This is a genomic window from Carboxylicivirga sp. M1479 (genome assembly GCF_007097485.1).
In the GTDB taxonomy this organism is placed as follows: Bacteria; Bacteroidota; Bacteroidia; order Bacteroidales; family Marinilabiliaceae; genus Carboxylicivirga.
Genome location: NZ_VKDE01000038.1, coordinates 69,177 through 83,470, shown reverse-complemented (window position 1 = coordinate 83,470; position 14,294 = coordinate 69,177). Strand labels below are relative to the sequence as shown.

Sequence of the window (14,294 nt, the reverse complement as noted above, 5' to 3'; positions counted from 1 at the left end):
GACAGGTAATAAACGTTACAAACATTAATTGTGTAAAAATGATACGAAAAAATATACTTCAACCCATTGTTGCTCTATTCATAATCACCGCGTTTTTATTTACGGCTTGTGAAGAAGATTTACAATTTTACGATGTCAGCCAGACCGATGGGATATACTTCAATACATTGGATGAAGAAACACCAGATAGCTTATACGCATCATTTGGACCCGAGGGCGGAACAGAACTTAGTTTTCCACTTCCCTTGCAGATGTTGGGCACACCAAAATTGGCCGAACGTTCAATAAAATACAGTATCGATACTGAGCGTACAACGGCTGTAGAAGGGATTAATTACACTATTGGGGAGGCCGTGATGAATGCCGGTAGCGTTCAGGCGCAACTGCCCTTGACCTTTATGGTGCCTCCTGGAATGGAAGAGGATGATACCATTTACGACTTGGTGTTGATTTTGGAAGAGAATGAGTATTTCTTACCAATGATGAGCGATACCCTAAAAATTTCTTTTTATGGCTTGGTGGGCCAACCTGATTTCTGGGCTGATAGAATCTTCGGCCCCTATTCACCAGGTTTACTAGGGAAATTCTTTGAAGTGTTCCGTACTATAGAAAACGAGCTGCCAACCATCTATGCAGATATCATTCGTGATTATGGTTATTACATTGATGAGGATAATATAAATGGAGATGGTATATATCCCGGAGAACCCTTTTATGGTTTCTATAAAAAAGTTTTCGTGAATTATGTTTTTCTGGAAATGTATCAATATTTTCAGGATAACCCAACTGAAGGGGTTGATTTTCCACATCCAAACACTTGGGATAATTAAAAGGTATACAGCGCTAATTTGAATCAATGATTAATTATTAAGTTATGACATCAATAAAGTATATCAAACATACACTAAGGTTAATGATGTTCGTGTTAGGCACAACTGTATTGTTTACAGCTTGTTTCAAAGATGATACCACATTAGCTGACAAAGAAATACCATTAATTGAGGTAGATGCCGATAAAACGGAGTTTAATATTGGCATAGGTGATTATGTGACGATTGATCCCCAGGCAACTCAATCATTCGGCGACCAGGAACTTAACTATGAATGGGCCTTGATAGAAGATGAAGAATTAGAGGTTATCAGTGAAGAGCCGGTATTGAATTACCAGTTCATTCGCCTGGGATCTCATCATATCCGCTTAAAGGTGACCAATAACGATGGCGGTATTATCCAGGATTATTCGGTCAATGTAATCACTCCCTACCAAGAAGGCATTATTGTATTAAGTACCAATGAGCAAGGACAGTCTGATTTGTCATTTCTAAAAACACTAACACCAGAAGAGGAAGCAGAAGGAGTGGTACCGTCTTTTGAGACAGGTGTGTTTTCAAGAATTAATACCAATTATACTTTATCCAAAGCGGTCGATATGGATTTTACTGAGGAACGCATTAGCATAAGTACCCAGGATAATGGTAGCATGTGGATGTTGGATAGCCGCACTTTAACCGTTATTTCAGAAGAAGCCTTTATGAATGAGATACCTGGTTTTTCACCGCTTAAAATGGTTGGACGACAAAATATCAGAGAAGGACAGATAGGTTATCGCCAATGGGACGATAATTATGTGCTATCTGCCGATGGTCGTGTTTATGGCTATTCAGCCGGTCTAAATGAGGTATTTGAAAGTGTACGACTCAACAATCAGGTCAACTATTCCATCGTACATGGTTATGAGTACAATATTTACTTTGGTCAAGACAAAGAACCCTACTATAGCAACCGTTTGTATGCTGTCGATATCGAAAATGATATAGTATACTACATGGGCGATGCCGGCTACGTTGGTTATAATAATTCAGGTCCACTTTTTGTTAATGCAAGTATTGACATTATAAATATTTTATGCAAGGAAACGAGTAGCACAGATGGGGCCTTGTATGTGATTGGCAAAGGCAAAGAGGCCAATAGCAATCAGGTTTTTGTCGTTCTCTTGCAACCTAACAATATGTCTCGTGCTACTGGCTACTATACCTATGAACAAGCTGAAGATTTAAGCATTACACAAGCCACAGATTTAAAATATAACTTAAAATATAACCGGGTTTATTATTTCAATGGCAATAGAGTGTACCAATGGTACGCCACGACAAATTCCAACGAGCCTCTGCCAACCATCGATGAATCAATATTAGAACTTGACGCTGGTTTGGAAATCACCAGCATGGAATACAGTGAGGATTATACCTTAATGTACCTGGGCGTTAATAACCCTGCCTTGGGTGAAATGTCGGGTTGTGTGTATGTCTACGATATACAAAGCATGGATTTACTGAATAAATACGAAGGCATCGCCTACAAACCGGTGAGTGTCTATTACAAAACGAAATAAAATAAATCTTGATAGTTTAAATAAAATGAAGAATTCATTAATAAAATTAAATACAGTAGCCATCCTCGCTTTGTTAGTAATGCTAGGAAGTGCATGTGCCCCAAAGCCAACATCTTTTAAAATAATTAAAGACGGTGAAGGTGTCTACTTGCCATTTGTGCAGGTTGGTGGCGAACGCATCAAGGTTGAATTCGATGACAATGGCGAATTTAATCTGGATGTATCGAAACTGGAAATGCCTTTTATTGTGCGATACCATGCCGCGGGCTCAGTTTTTAATGCCTACGTATCAAAGGGTAGTACGCAAGTAATAAATATCTCAAAAGAAGAGGCAGTACATACCGGAGATAATAAGGAGTACGCTGAATACTTAAACAATCGCCAATTAATCAATCCTGAATTACTAAAAACTGATAGTGAAAGCGAAGCGATTGAGAAAGTAAAATCGGCTGTGCAGCAGAATATAAAAGGAGTTAAAGTAGCTAACCTGGATGATGAATTTACTATCGATCAGGAAATTACCTTTACTTATATAGGTGCCTTAAGACATTTAAATTGGGTGAAAACTCTGCCTAATAAAAAAGAATTAAAAGACACGGATGCCAGCCTTCAATTTATCAATGAAATGTTGTCGCAAAAGGGCCCGATGAATGCCACTTTTAAATCTTTTGCAAGTGCTGCATTGGAGTTTTTGGTGTGGAGAGATAAGGATGATACTTACCACTTGCTTGATTTTATGGAGGATGTTATCAATTTGACCATAAACACTGTTCAGCGCGATGGAGCAAAGGATATTATGATGAATTATTATGTCGAAAGGCATATTAAATATAAGGGTGTTAATGGCATGAAACCAATTGTGGAATTGGCCAGAAATAACATGTCCGATGAAAAAGAAATAGAGAAACTATTGGCAGTATACGCCAAGTGGGAGCACTTGGTAGCTGGTAAGCCTGTTTACAATTTCACTTGTAATACAATAGATGGTGAAAAGATGTCTTTGTCTGACTTCAAAGGCAAATACGTATTCATCGACCTTTGGGCTACCTGGTGTGGGCCTTGTGTGGCAGAAATTCCATACATTCAGGAATTTGAAAAAGAGTTCCATGGACAGGACATTGTGTTTGTCAGCATCTCTTCTGACGAGAAGGTGGATAAATGGAAAAAGAAGGTGCTTGACGATCAGCTTAAAGGAGTGCAATTGCATGATGGCGGCGATAAAGAGTTTGCCAAGTTTATGAATGTGACTGGTATTCCGCGTTTTATTCTGATTGGAAAAAATGGCGAGATGTTGGATGCAAAATGTACCAAGCCATCTAATGCCAGTACACGTCCTATGTTAATTGAACTGTTAAAAAATTAAACCAATGAAGAACTTTATCACTTTAATAATTGTCGTACTTCCACTCTTATTTGCTTGCCAAAGAGTAGCGGATGTGCAGATTACCTTAGATGCCAGCGAATGTGGAACAGAGCAGGCCTGTATCGTTTATCAGGGAGATAGTTATGACTTTACAGAAAATGAGCAAGGCCAACTTACTGTGACATTACCTGATGTCAGTCATCCTAATTATGTGAAGGTAAAAGTTAATAAGCGTACGCGTGAACTGTTTATTACGCCAGGTGATGTAATGACGGTTAAACCGAACTTTAATGCAAGTACAACCAAGGAGCCGCATAAAAGGCTTATGGGTGAGGGTGATAATGCTGACATCAATAATTACCTGAATGCACGGCCTAATTACCGTTTTAAGAATTATTATGAATTCTCTGAACAGGAGTTTATAGAGGGTATGGAGGCCTATATTGCCGAGCGTACAGCTGAATTGGAGGCCAAGAATTTTAGCAAAGTATTCACAGTGGTTGAATCACAACGCATTCGCTTTTCCGCCCTTTGGACGTTTTTGGCCTATCATAAATATGCAAAGCATAAGAATCCAGAATTGATCTATACGTCTCATATGGAAGATTATATTCTCGATAACTTACAGTCCAATGAGAAATTTTGTTTTCTGGATGAATACAAAACCATGGCCATTGCTTCTTCCAAAATATTTGCCTTAAACGGACAGGAGATTGATGTTCATAAAAATATTGTTCAAACAGTTGAATATGCCATTGCTCATTTTACGAATGAGAAACTGATTAATGGGATGCTCGATTATTTTGCCAGTGACTATATTCAAAACTATAGCATTAGCAATGGGGCGCAATTGATTGATATCTATAACGAAAATGTGACAGATATTGCCTTAAAGGAGAAGTTTAACGCTTTGGTTAAAGAAAAAACACGTTTAGCCAAAGGACAGCCTTCGCCAGTATTTAATTATGCTGATGTGGATGGTAATATGGTGAGCTTAAGCGATTTTAAAGGTAAAGCAGTATTCATTGACTTATGGGCCACCTGGTGCGGTCCCTGTTGTGCTGAGATACCTTATATCAAAACCTTAGAACACGAGTTTGAAGGAAAAGATATTGTTTTTGTCAGTATCTCACTGGATAAAAATAAAAAGCAGTGGAAAAAGATGTTAGAAAGCCAGAAGATGGGTGGTGTTCAGTTGAATTTCGACGGTAACCGTGATTTTACCGAAGCCTATGATTCTAAATCCATTCCACGATTCATCTTAATCGATGCCGATGGAAATATTGTGGATTCTAATGCCCCACGCCCATCTGATCCTAAGTTAAAAGAAATGATAAAATCATTGATATAATCGAATAGTAGTAATTGTTCTTAGGAATAGCGTTTACATTGTAAGCGTTATTTTTGAAGAAACAAAGCTTTTAAATAATATTTACGGTATGTCGAGCCTCTTCCCTCTGCCATTGCGGCAGGGGGAAGTACCACGCCAAAGGCGTGGGGATTGGGGGGGATAGTCAGCTGAAAGTTTGAAAGTATAACCCTTGACTCAAATTACTTCCATTAAATAGATTACGAAAACTATGAAAACATTAAATACGCTCGTTCTGCTTATTGCACTCATAGGGCTATTCAGTTGCAGCAGTGCCCCAAAAACAACAAAAGTTGAATTGATTGTAGGCGATTTTACAAGCCGCCTGTATGTCGATGTGCTCAATCAACGCTTTGATTTATTCAAGGATTCGACTGGTGTAGCTAAAGTCGAACTGGATGTTATTAAAGAACCCTGTTTTGCATTCGTTAAATTAGGGGGTATCACCAAGGAAATATATATCGAGCCGGGAAATCATATCGTCGTTAATCGAAAGAGTCATCAGGATATTAGTATTGAAGGTGACCAACAGGCAGTTAATGCTTTTTTGAATGAACGCTTCCCGCTTTCTTTTACAGATGAAATGTATCGCTTGCCTTTGCCGGAATTTATGAGGGCTTTGGATGCTGCTTCAGAAAAGTATGCGCAGTTGGTTGATTCAAAACCTGAGTTAGCAGCTAGTGCTGCTATGATAAAGGAAAACAGATATTATGTACAATGGGTTAATGCTATTGTAAAGTATTTTGCTCCTAAGGAACATCTGACAGAAGAAGAGAATGGCAGATTGATGCAGTTTCTTCAGGATCAAAATGCCCAATCATACCGATTTACAAAAGCAGGAGATGCAATAGACAGAAGTATCACCACCTTGTATAAGCAAGACGAGCCCGATTATAAAAACCATAGCTGGGATTATGGTACAGGTGTAAGAATAAAATGGCTTGAGGAAAATATTAAAGATAGTTACATTAAGCAGAATTTTATACATACGGCTGTTGACTTGTACATCACCTATGCCGGTACCGATAAAGGTGGCGAAATTTTTAAAGCCTACAAGGCAACGGTAGATGATAAAACTTTACTGGATAAATTTGATAAGAAGGTAAATGAGTTTAAAAATATAGTCAAAGGGAGTCCGGTGCCTGAACTTAAATTTCAGGATGCCAATGGGCAAACAAGATCACTTGAAGAATTTAAAGGCAAATATGTATACATTGACCTGTGGGCAACCTGGTGTGGCCACTGTATCGAACAATTCCCCTACTTAAAAGAATTGAAGAAGGAATATAAGCATAATAACATCGTCTTCCTGGGAGTCAATAACGATAGAAAGCTTAAGTCTTTTACCAACTATGTTGAGAAACACAAGTTAGAAGGTGAGCAGTGGTATGTAGGACAAGATAAGATCTTTAGTGAGTTCTTCCACATTGCAAGCCAACCGCGCTTTATTCTTCTGGATCAACAAGGAAGAATTTACGATGCGCACATGTTAAGAGCGGATAAAACGGAAGCATTAAAAAGTTATTTAAATAAACTGGATGGCATTTAATACCATTTTGATTATGAAATTAGCACTTGGTATAATGCCGATCGATTAATGACAGTGTTAAACGCAAAGCAAGTTTAACGCTAAGGTCATTAACTAATCGGTATAAATCAAATGCTCCATAATAATGTAATAAACGCAGCTGTACAAGGCTGCGTTTGTTATATGTAACCCTTGATTCGGCTTATTAAATATTCAACTCCGCCGGAGTTGGTTTTATGAATTATTACATATTCTATAAATATATGATGCCGCTGGCATCAATTAGAGCCATTTATTATCCCAACCAGATTAAATATATCTATAGCCTGTTAAAAGCTGTGCTACATGTATTAATTAAATGAATCTAAGCTTATTGCTAATTATCCCGATTTAACAAGATAAATAGATCATCATTGAACCTTTAGAAATGAAACTCAACAAAAGTTCACATGTTGTCAATGCTATAAACACATGTTACCGTTGGTAATAACTAGGGCAATTCATCATTCCAGCGGGATGAAATGTTTATAGCATTAAAATTATCTCCCCTTATCAACTCCATAGGAGTTGAATAATTACAAAATAGCCTTTCGCTGCAACACGAAGGAGTTACATATTCCTACCATCCCAATATATATTGCTCCTTAAATTCAATATCAAATAATTCTAAGAAACTTAAATACTCATTCATAAAAGTTTGTTTTTGATGATGTTCCTTTTGCTTTTGAATATACTTAACTACATTACCTAATTGGGAATGACTGTATGAAAACGCTCCAAATCCTTCTTGCCACCGAAATTTGTATCCACAGAACTTTTGTTCTTCGACAAACCGAGTAGAAGACTTTTTAATCTCCCTGACTAAATCTGATAAACAACAATCGGGCTTCATTCCAATTAATAAATGAATGTGGTCTTCAGCCCCATTTATAGCTATCATCTTCTGGTTCTTATTCTGAACGATTCCTGTAATATATTTATAGAGTTCGGTTTCCCATTTAAGATTAATGGAAGCTTCGCGATTTTGGATTGCAAAAACGATATGAATGTAAATCTGGGTATAAGTATTAGCCATTTAGTTCTTTTTAATGATGTTTCAGAAAAAAGATATGTATTGTGTATTAATTATTCAACTCCTTTGGAGTTGGTTTTATGAATTATTAAATGTTCTATAAACATATGATGCCGCTGGCATCAACTTGGGGAATTTATCATCCTAGCGGGATGAAATATATATAGCGCATTAAATGCAATACCACATATGTTAACTAGATGAGCCTGATGCTATTTTGCTATTACCCCCGATTCAATGAAATCAACACATCATCAATGTGTTTTTAAAAGATAAACGCAAGAGAGAGGTATTTTTATTTGAAAAGGGAAGTGATCATCATCCCAGCTGGATGAAATATCTATCGCACGTTAAAAGCAATGTTGATGTGTTAATTGTTTGATTCTAAGGTTATTTTGGTGATTGTGACGGGTTCACCCATCATAATACATCATCCTTGTGTCCTTAAAAGATCAACGCAAGACAGGTGCATTGTTTAGTCGATGCTATAAATATATGTTACCGCTGGTATAAACTAGGCCAATTCATCATCCCAGCGGGATGAAATATCTATAGCATTTTATAAATTATCTCCCACATCAACTCCAGAGGAGTTGAATCTATTGACCAGTACATTACAACAAAATGCCCAATTGTATACCCTCCATCAATGATATAATCAGATCCTTGTTTATTTGTTTAAACGGATTAGAGGGTATTCACAATCAGGTATAATACCCTCAATTTTTATAATCTCCTAACCATCCAAGATTACATCCATATTTCCAGACAGCTATCTATCACGCATATAACAGGATGTATCTATTGCAATTATTGACTTCACACGTCCATTGACTTATAATTTCTAAAAATAAAAACTAAAAAAATATAAAATAGCTGTACCCCTTAAAACAGTTAAAGCTGTTTGACTATATAGAAGAATACTAAAAACACAAAAAATAAAATAATAAACAGATGGCGAGTAAGATTTTAATAATGCTATTTCTTTCAGTTGGTTTGTTAGCAGCAAGTGCTAATAACAATCTTGACAAAAAAGATAAAAAGTCGAAAGACGATAAGGTTAGTTCATACGAAAAAACCTTAAAGGATGCCGAAAGTTCAGCAGAAGGGCTGATTCAAATGCACAAAGTTGACAAGAAATTCTACTTTGAAGTGACAGAAGATATCTTGGGTAAGGATTTGTTATTCACATCACATATTAATAAAGTCAGTAACGATAAGGTGGCTAGAATAGGTCAGATGACCTTACTGCGTCGCATGCGTTTGGTGAAGGAAGACGATAATATTTTCATGAATGAGATGCAGGTGGATTTCACCACCGACGAATCAAATGCCATAGCAAAAGGCTTTAATAACAACTTCTCTGATGCAACACTGGAGGTATTTCCAATTGTAGCGACAAATGAGAAGGAAAAAACATACCTGATAGACGTATCTAAATTTATGCTGAACACAGCGGCTCCAATGGGCATGCCTAAAAAAGCCTTGTGGAATCAAAAACCAAGTGGTGCGCTGTCGCCAAATGCCAAACTGTCAAAGATTATCGATTACAAATCCTTTGATACCAATATCGCCGTCCAGTGTCGTTTTGGATTTACGGATGCACAGAAGGCACCTGTTGCAGTTATTATGCAGCGTAATATCACCTTATTGCCTGAGGAGCCAATGGAACGTCGTATCTACGACCGACGTATGAACTACTTTTATTCAACCCAGGGTTTATACAGCGATACGGATCAGGAAGGACCATTAAAATACGCCTATGTGAATAAATGGCGCTTAACCGTTAGTGAAAAGGACCAGGCAAAATATAAAAAGGGCGAATTGGTAACGCCTGAACAACAAATTGTTTGGTATGTTGATAATGCCTTTCCTGAAAGCTGGAAGAAATACATCAAACAAGGGATTCTGGATTGGAACATTGCCTTTGAAGCCATGGGTTTTAAAGATGTAATGGTTGTGAAAGATTATCCGAAGAACGATGACAGTTTTAGTCCTTCAAATGTGAAGACCAACTGCTTTAGCTACATTCCTTCTATAGTAGGGAATGCCATGGGCTCAAGCTGGGCCGACCCACGGACAGGTGAAATGCTGGGTGCTCAGGTTTATTTTAGCCATACCATCTTAAAACTCGCTAAAGACATGCGTTTTTCAATGACGGCAGCGGTAGACCCTGAAGCCAGAAAAAAAGAATACAGCACGGAAGTGATGGGTGAGTTGATTCGTAATATTTCAGCCCACGAAATAGGTCACACATTAGGTTTAATGCATAACTTCCGTGGGTCTTATGCTATCCCTACCGATTCTTTACGTTCTGCCTCTTATACCGCCGAAAATGGTATTACGGCTTCCATCATGGACTATACGCGTTATAACTATGTGGCCCAACCAGGGGATAAAGGAATGGCTTTGGTGCCTCCGGTAATGGGTAAATACGATGTGGAATCTATCAAATGGGCTTATCAGCCAATATTTGAAGAAACAACCTGGAAAGAACAGTACCACATCATTAATAAGTGGATAACCAGTAAAAATGATGATCCTTTCTACATCCATGGACCACAGGAGATGAAACAAGTTGGCCTGATAACCGATCCGGCTTCGCAGGATGGCGACCTGGGTAATGATATAGTAAAATCATCGGCCTATGGTGTGGAGAACCTGAAAGTGATCATGGAGAACCTTATTGAGTGGACAGCTGTTGAAAATGAGAATTACAATGCAGTACACGCGCGTTATCGTTCGCTTTGTGCACAATACAATACATTCATCTCGCATGTAACAACATTGATAGGTGGAATTAATCTGTACGACCCGGTTTATGGTGATAATAAAACAGAAACCATTAGCGTAAGCAAAGAAGAGCAAAAAGAAGCATTAGCATTTCTGTATAAGCAGGTACGTGAGATGGATAGCTGGTTGATGCCAAAAGAAATCATCAATCTGAAAAAACCAGGAGGAGAAGATGCTATTCAATGGCAACAACGTCAAATTATTGATAAAACCATCTACATGTGTAACCGTGTGTGGAAAGCCAACCGTTACCAGGAAAACCCATACACAGTAGATGAATACATGAACGACATCTTTGGCTATGTATGGGAGTCAACATTAAAAAATAAGAAGTCGTTAACACAAACCGACAGAACCATGCAGAATTTCTACCTGCGTAGCGTTTTATCGTATGGCAAATTCTCTACTGCTGGAAGTAAAGAAAAGTCTGCCAAATCATTTACCTCTTTAGATAATGAGCGTGCTTGGTTTGGTGATACCAATACATCCACTTGCTCTTGTTCTTCTTGTTCAACAACTATGTTTAGCGATGAAGATCGATATGCCATGTCTATTGGTAGTGTTAGTGATACATTTGATAAAATTGAGGGCAGAACAGTGTATTTGAAAGAACTAAATAAAGCCTACAAACTATTGACTAAGGCTGTTAAAACCCCTAGTATCGATGCTAAAACAAAAGAGCACTATACCTACTTAATTAATTCGATTGAACCATTTGTGAACTAAATAAATAAACCCGGCTGGTAATCACTCAGCCGGGTCATTATATAACTTAAAGAATGAAAAGATGAAAAGAAATTTACTAGTTTTATTAATGGCACTGGCAACTTTTGCTGGTGTAAATGCTCAGACGTATAATTGGGCGCAAGGAAATAAATTAGTTCCAAATGAATGGGCTTTAGGCGTTCCTGCTGATAATACCAAATTTGGTGAAACGGTCGCCATAGAAGGTAATTACGCCGTTATAAGCACAGATAAACAACAGGTTTATGTACTAAAATTTGAGAATGGTGCTTGGTCGACCATTGCTGAGCTTTCAACAAGTGAGAGTACTTCTGCTGAGTTTGGTTCTGCACTAGCAATTAAAGGCAACATTATTGCAGTTGGTGATCCTCAAGCTGTAGGTCAGGGGGGGCAAGCTAAAGCAGGTGCTGTTTTTATTTATAAAATGACTGGTACTGAATGGGAAAATATGACTGATGCAACAGTTGTTTACCAAAACAATTTTGCAAATGGATACTTTGGATATTCTCTTGCATTAACCGATGATGTGTTAGTTGTTGGTGAAAAGCATGCATGGCAATATGGTAATGGTAGTGCGTTTGTATACGAAAAAACACCAGGTTCTGATTGGACATCAGATATAACACCAGTAAGTTTAACAGACGCTACATCTGTAGCAGGTGAGTTTGGCTGTGCTGTGGCCATAGAGGACGATGTCATTGCAGTTGGTTCATGGAGAACAACTTTAGAAGGTGTAACCAGATGTGGTGCCGTATTTGTTTATAAACGCTCAGGGGCAAGTTGGACCACCATGTCAGCCGCAAATCATATTTTAAGTAGTGACACTCCAGATACCTATGATTATCTTGGCATAACTGTTAGTATAGAAAATGGTGTTATTTATGCAACTGCTGATCATTATAAAAAAGATGGTGGTATTGACCCGACAAAAGATCCCACAGTAGATAATGCTGGTGCTGTATTGGTATATGGAACTGACGCAATATACCGCGATCCAACAAGTGTAAATGCTGCTGATAAATATACCTTACAGACTGCTACCTTGCTGTCACCAACCCCTTTAGCTCAAGAATTATTTGGGGCGGTATGCAATGTATCAGGCAACGAGGTTGTTGTCGGATTACCTTCTTTAAATAAAACATATGTTTTTGAGGGACCTGCAGATGGCGTTTGGACGACGTCTCACGAGGCACCTGTTGCTACCCTTACTGTAGATGGTTTAGATGCAGCTGCCAAACACGGTGCTTCTGTTGCCTATGATGGAACTACGATTTTAGTAGGAGCCGCTGAATTTTCTCTTCTAAATCTTGATCAACCAGGGGGACAGATAATAGGAAAAGTATTCTCATACACAAAGCCTGTTGGAAGTTGGGTAACGACTTCAACACCAACCGCGGATGCAATATCTTTAGAAACAGTTAGCAATACAGGTGAGTTTTTTGGCTATGCTGTTGCTATGGATGGTGTATACGCTGTCGTAGGTGCACCTGGAGCACCTGAGACTGTTTATGTTTTAAAGAGAACAGGTGATGAGTGGGCAAAAGTAGCAGACTTAACTCCTAGCGCAAGTGTAGCTGGTAACTTCGGTTTTGGCAATTCTGTTGACATTAAAGGTGACGTAATTGTTGTTGGGGCTCCATCGTTTACGAATGGTACAATTACTGGCGCAGGAGCTGTTTTTGTTTATGAAAAACCATCAGGAGAATGGGCAGATGCTACCGAAAGCCTTATGATAACTTTGGCTAGCCCTGTAAAAAATGACCAGCTTGGCGCAAAAGTAGCTGTATCAAACAATGCGATTGCAGCTTCAGTTCCAGGTTACAATGTAGGTGAAACCTTAACAAGTCAAGGAGCTATTGTGGTATATGAAAAAACACAAGCTATCTGGAGTGAAGGTGCAAGTTTAGTAAATACTTTTTATAGCTCAGACGCAACTGCTAGCGCTGGTTTAGGTACCTTTACCTTAGGAATGGAAGATGATGTGATCGTTGCTGCAGCGCATAATTATGATTTCGGTGGCTTAAGTAATCCAGGGGCTGGTTTTGTATTTACAAAAGCTTCTAATGCATCGTGGTCAACTGCCGCTTCTACAGAAAGTGCTGTGTTAAAATCTGGTTCAGCAGTTGCTAGTGCTTATTTAGGTTATGGTCTTGCGATGGAAGGCGACAAAATCTTGATAGCGGATGCAAAAAATGCAGTGTATTTATTCGAAAAGCAAGGAGATGACTGGACTGGGGATGTAATCTCAAATGTTGTTTTTAAACCTTCTGCATCTAATACACCGGGTGCCTTTGGTAGGTATGCTTTGGCAATTTCATCAGGTATTATTGCTGTTGGGGATTATGCTGAAGCTGTTGATGGTAATTTGCAGTCTGGAACAGTATATATATTTGAAGAACCTGTTCTTGGATGGGCAGCAACGAATAATGAAACTTCAAAATTAGTAACACCAACACCAGGGGCCTATAATAATTTCGGTTATAGTATTGCTTTAGAAGGGGACTATTTGTTAGTTGGTGAAAGATCTGATGATGAAATAGCAACAGGTTCTGGTTCTGTAAGAGCATACATACGCACAGAAGCTACTGCCGTAAGCGATGTTATTAAATCATTGGTAACTGTTTCACCAAACCCATTCTCTACTTCATTAACATTCCGCAATACACAAGATATTGACCGTGCTGTTATTTATAACGTAGCTGGTGCTGTAGTGCGTTCTGTTGAAGTAAGAGGTACAGAAGCTACAGTTTCTACTTCTGACTTACCAGCAGGTATGTATGTTGTTCAGTTCCTAAGTGGTGCTGAAATGGTACAGATAAGTAAAGTAATTAAAAGATAAGTTTTGGTTTGAGTTAGTGCTTTAGTTTGTTGCCGGAAACGCAAATAGTTCGTTATTCAAACTAAAGTTTGGTTAGGTTGTGAGCAAGCGGTACTTCAAAGGAGGTGCCGCTTTTCATTTGACTTGGAATATTTCTCCGACGATTGAATTCTCCCCTTGGGGAGAAACCCGCAGGGAGAGGGGGAATCTAATGC

8 protein-coding genes are annotated in these 14,294 nt (G+C 38.4%); 7 read left to right on the top strand and 1 reads right to left on the bottom strand.

Annotated elements, in window-relative coordinates:
- Positions 1-38 precede the first annotated feature (38 nt).
- The 5 genes from FNN09_RS18845 to FNN09_RS18825 all read left to right on the top strand — a co-directional run bounded on the left by FNN09_RS18845 (position 39) and on the right by FNN09_RS18825 (position 6,673).
- A complete protein-coding gene (locus FNN09_RS18845) occupies positions 39-830 on the top strand; it encodes a DUF4843 domain-containing protein (RefSeq protein WP_143304041.1) in 792 nt (263 codons plus the stop codon).
- Between the two features lie 44 nt (positions 831-874).
- Positions 875-2,392 (top strand): PKD-like family lipoprotein, encoded by a 1,518-nt coding sequence (locus FNN09_RS18840; RefSeq protein ID WP_143304040.1) that lies wholly within the window; start codon positions 875-877, stop codon positions 2,390-2,392.
- Between the two features lie 25 nt (positions 2,393-2,417).
- Positions 2,418-3,755, top strand: a complete 1,338-nt coding sequence (locus FNN09_RS18835) for a TlpA disulfide reductase family protein (protein WP_143304039.1) — start codon at positions 2,418-2,420, stop codon at positions 3,753-3,755.
- Between the two features lie 4 nt (positions 3,756-3,759).
- On the top strand, positions 3,760-5,106 hold the full coding sequence (locus FNN09_RS18830; RefSeq protein ID WP_143304038.1) for a TlpA disulfide reductase family protein: 1,347 nt from the start codon (positions 3,760-3,762) through the stop codon (positions 5,104-5,106).
- A gap of 229 nt (positions 5,107-5,335) precedes the next feature.
- Positions 5,336-6,673, top strand: a complete 1,338-nt coding sequence (locus FNN09_RS18825) for a TlpA disulfide reductase family protein (RefSeq protein ID WP_143304037.1) — start codon at positions 5,336-5,338, stop codon at positions 6,671-6,673.
- A gap of 598 nt (positions 6,674-7,271) precedes the next feature.
- Here FNN09_RS18825 and tnpA read toward each other — a convergent pair.
- Positions 7,272-7,727, bottom strand: coding sequence for an IS200/IS605 family transposase (gene tnpA, locus FNN09_RS18820; RefSeq protein ID WP_143304036.1), 456 nt, complete (start codon positions 7,725-7,727; stop codon positions 7,272-7,274).
- A 951-nt stretch (positions 7,728-8,678) separates the two neighbouring features.
- Here tnpA and FNN09_RS18815 point away from each other — a divergent pair.
- Both FNN09_RS18815 and FNN09_RS18810 read left to right on the top strand, forming a co-directional pair.
- The gene (locus FNN09_RS18815; protein ID WP_143304035.1) at positions 8,679-11,243 is read left to right on the top strand and encodes a zinc-dependent metalloprotease; all 2,565 of its coding nucleotides are present in this window, start codon (positions 8,679-8,681) and stop codon (positions 11,241-11,243) included.
- A gap of 61 nt (positions 11,244-11,304) precedes the next feature.
- Positions 11,305-14,100 (top strand): T9SS type A sorting domain-containing protein, encoded by a 2,796-nt coding sequence (locus FNN09_RS18810; protein WP_143304034.1) that lies wholly within the window; start codon positions 11,305-11,307, stop codon positions 14,098-14,100.
- Positions 14,101-14,294 lie beyond the last annotated feature (194 nt).

Bases quoted from the DNA above. Each gene is read 5' to 3' on its own strand.
- FNN09_RS18810 (WP_143304034.1), top strand. From the start codon at position 11,305: ATGAAAAGAAATTTACTAGTTTTATTAATGGCACTGGCAACTTTTGCT.
- tnpA (WP_143304036.1), bottom strand. From the start codon at position 7,727: ATGGCTAATACTTATACCCAGATTTACATTCATATCGTTTTTGCAATC.
- FNN09_RS18825 (WP_143304037.1), top strand. From the start codon at position 5,336: ATGAAAACATTAAATACGCTCGTTCTGCTTATTGCACTCATAGGGCTA.
- FNN09_RS18830 (WP_143304038.1), top strand. From the start codon at position 3,760: ATGAAGAACTTTATCACTTTAATAATTGTCGTACTTCCACTCTTATTT.
- FNN09_RS18835 (WP_143304039.1), top strand. From the start codon at position 2,418: ATGAAGAATTCATTAATAAAATTAAATACAGTAGCCATCCTCGCTTTG.
- FNN09_RS18840 (WP_143304040.1), top strand. From the start codon at position 875: ATGACATCAATAAAGTATATCAAACATACACTAAGGTTAATGATGTTC.
- FNN09_RS18815 (WP_143304035.1), top strand. From the start codon at position 8,679: ATGGCGAGTAAGATTTTAATAATGCTATTTCTTTCAGTTGGTTTGTTA.
- FNN09_RS18845 (WP_143304041.1), top strand. From the start codon at position 39: ATGATACGAAAAAATATACTTCAACCCATTGTTGCTCTATTCATAATC.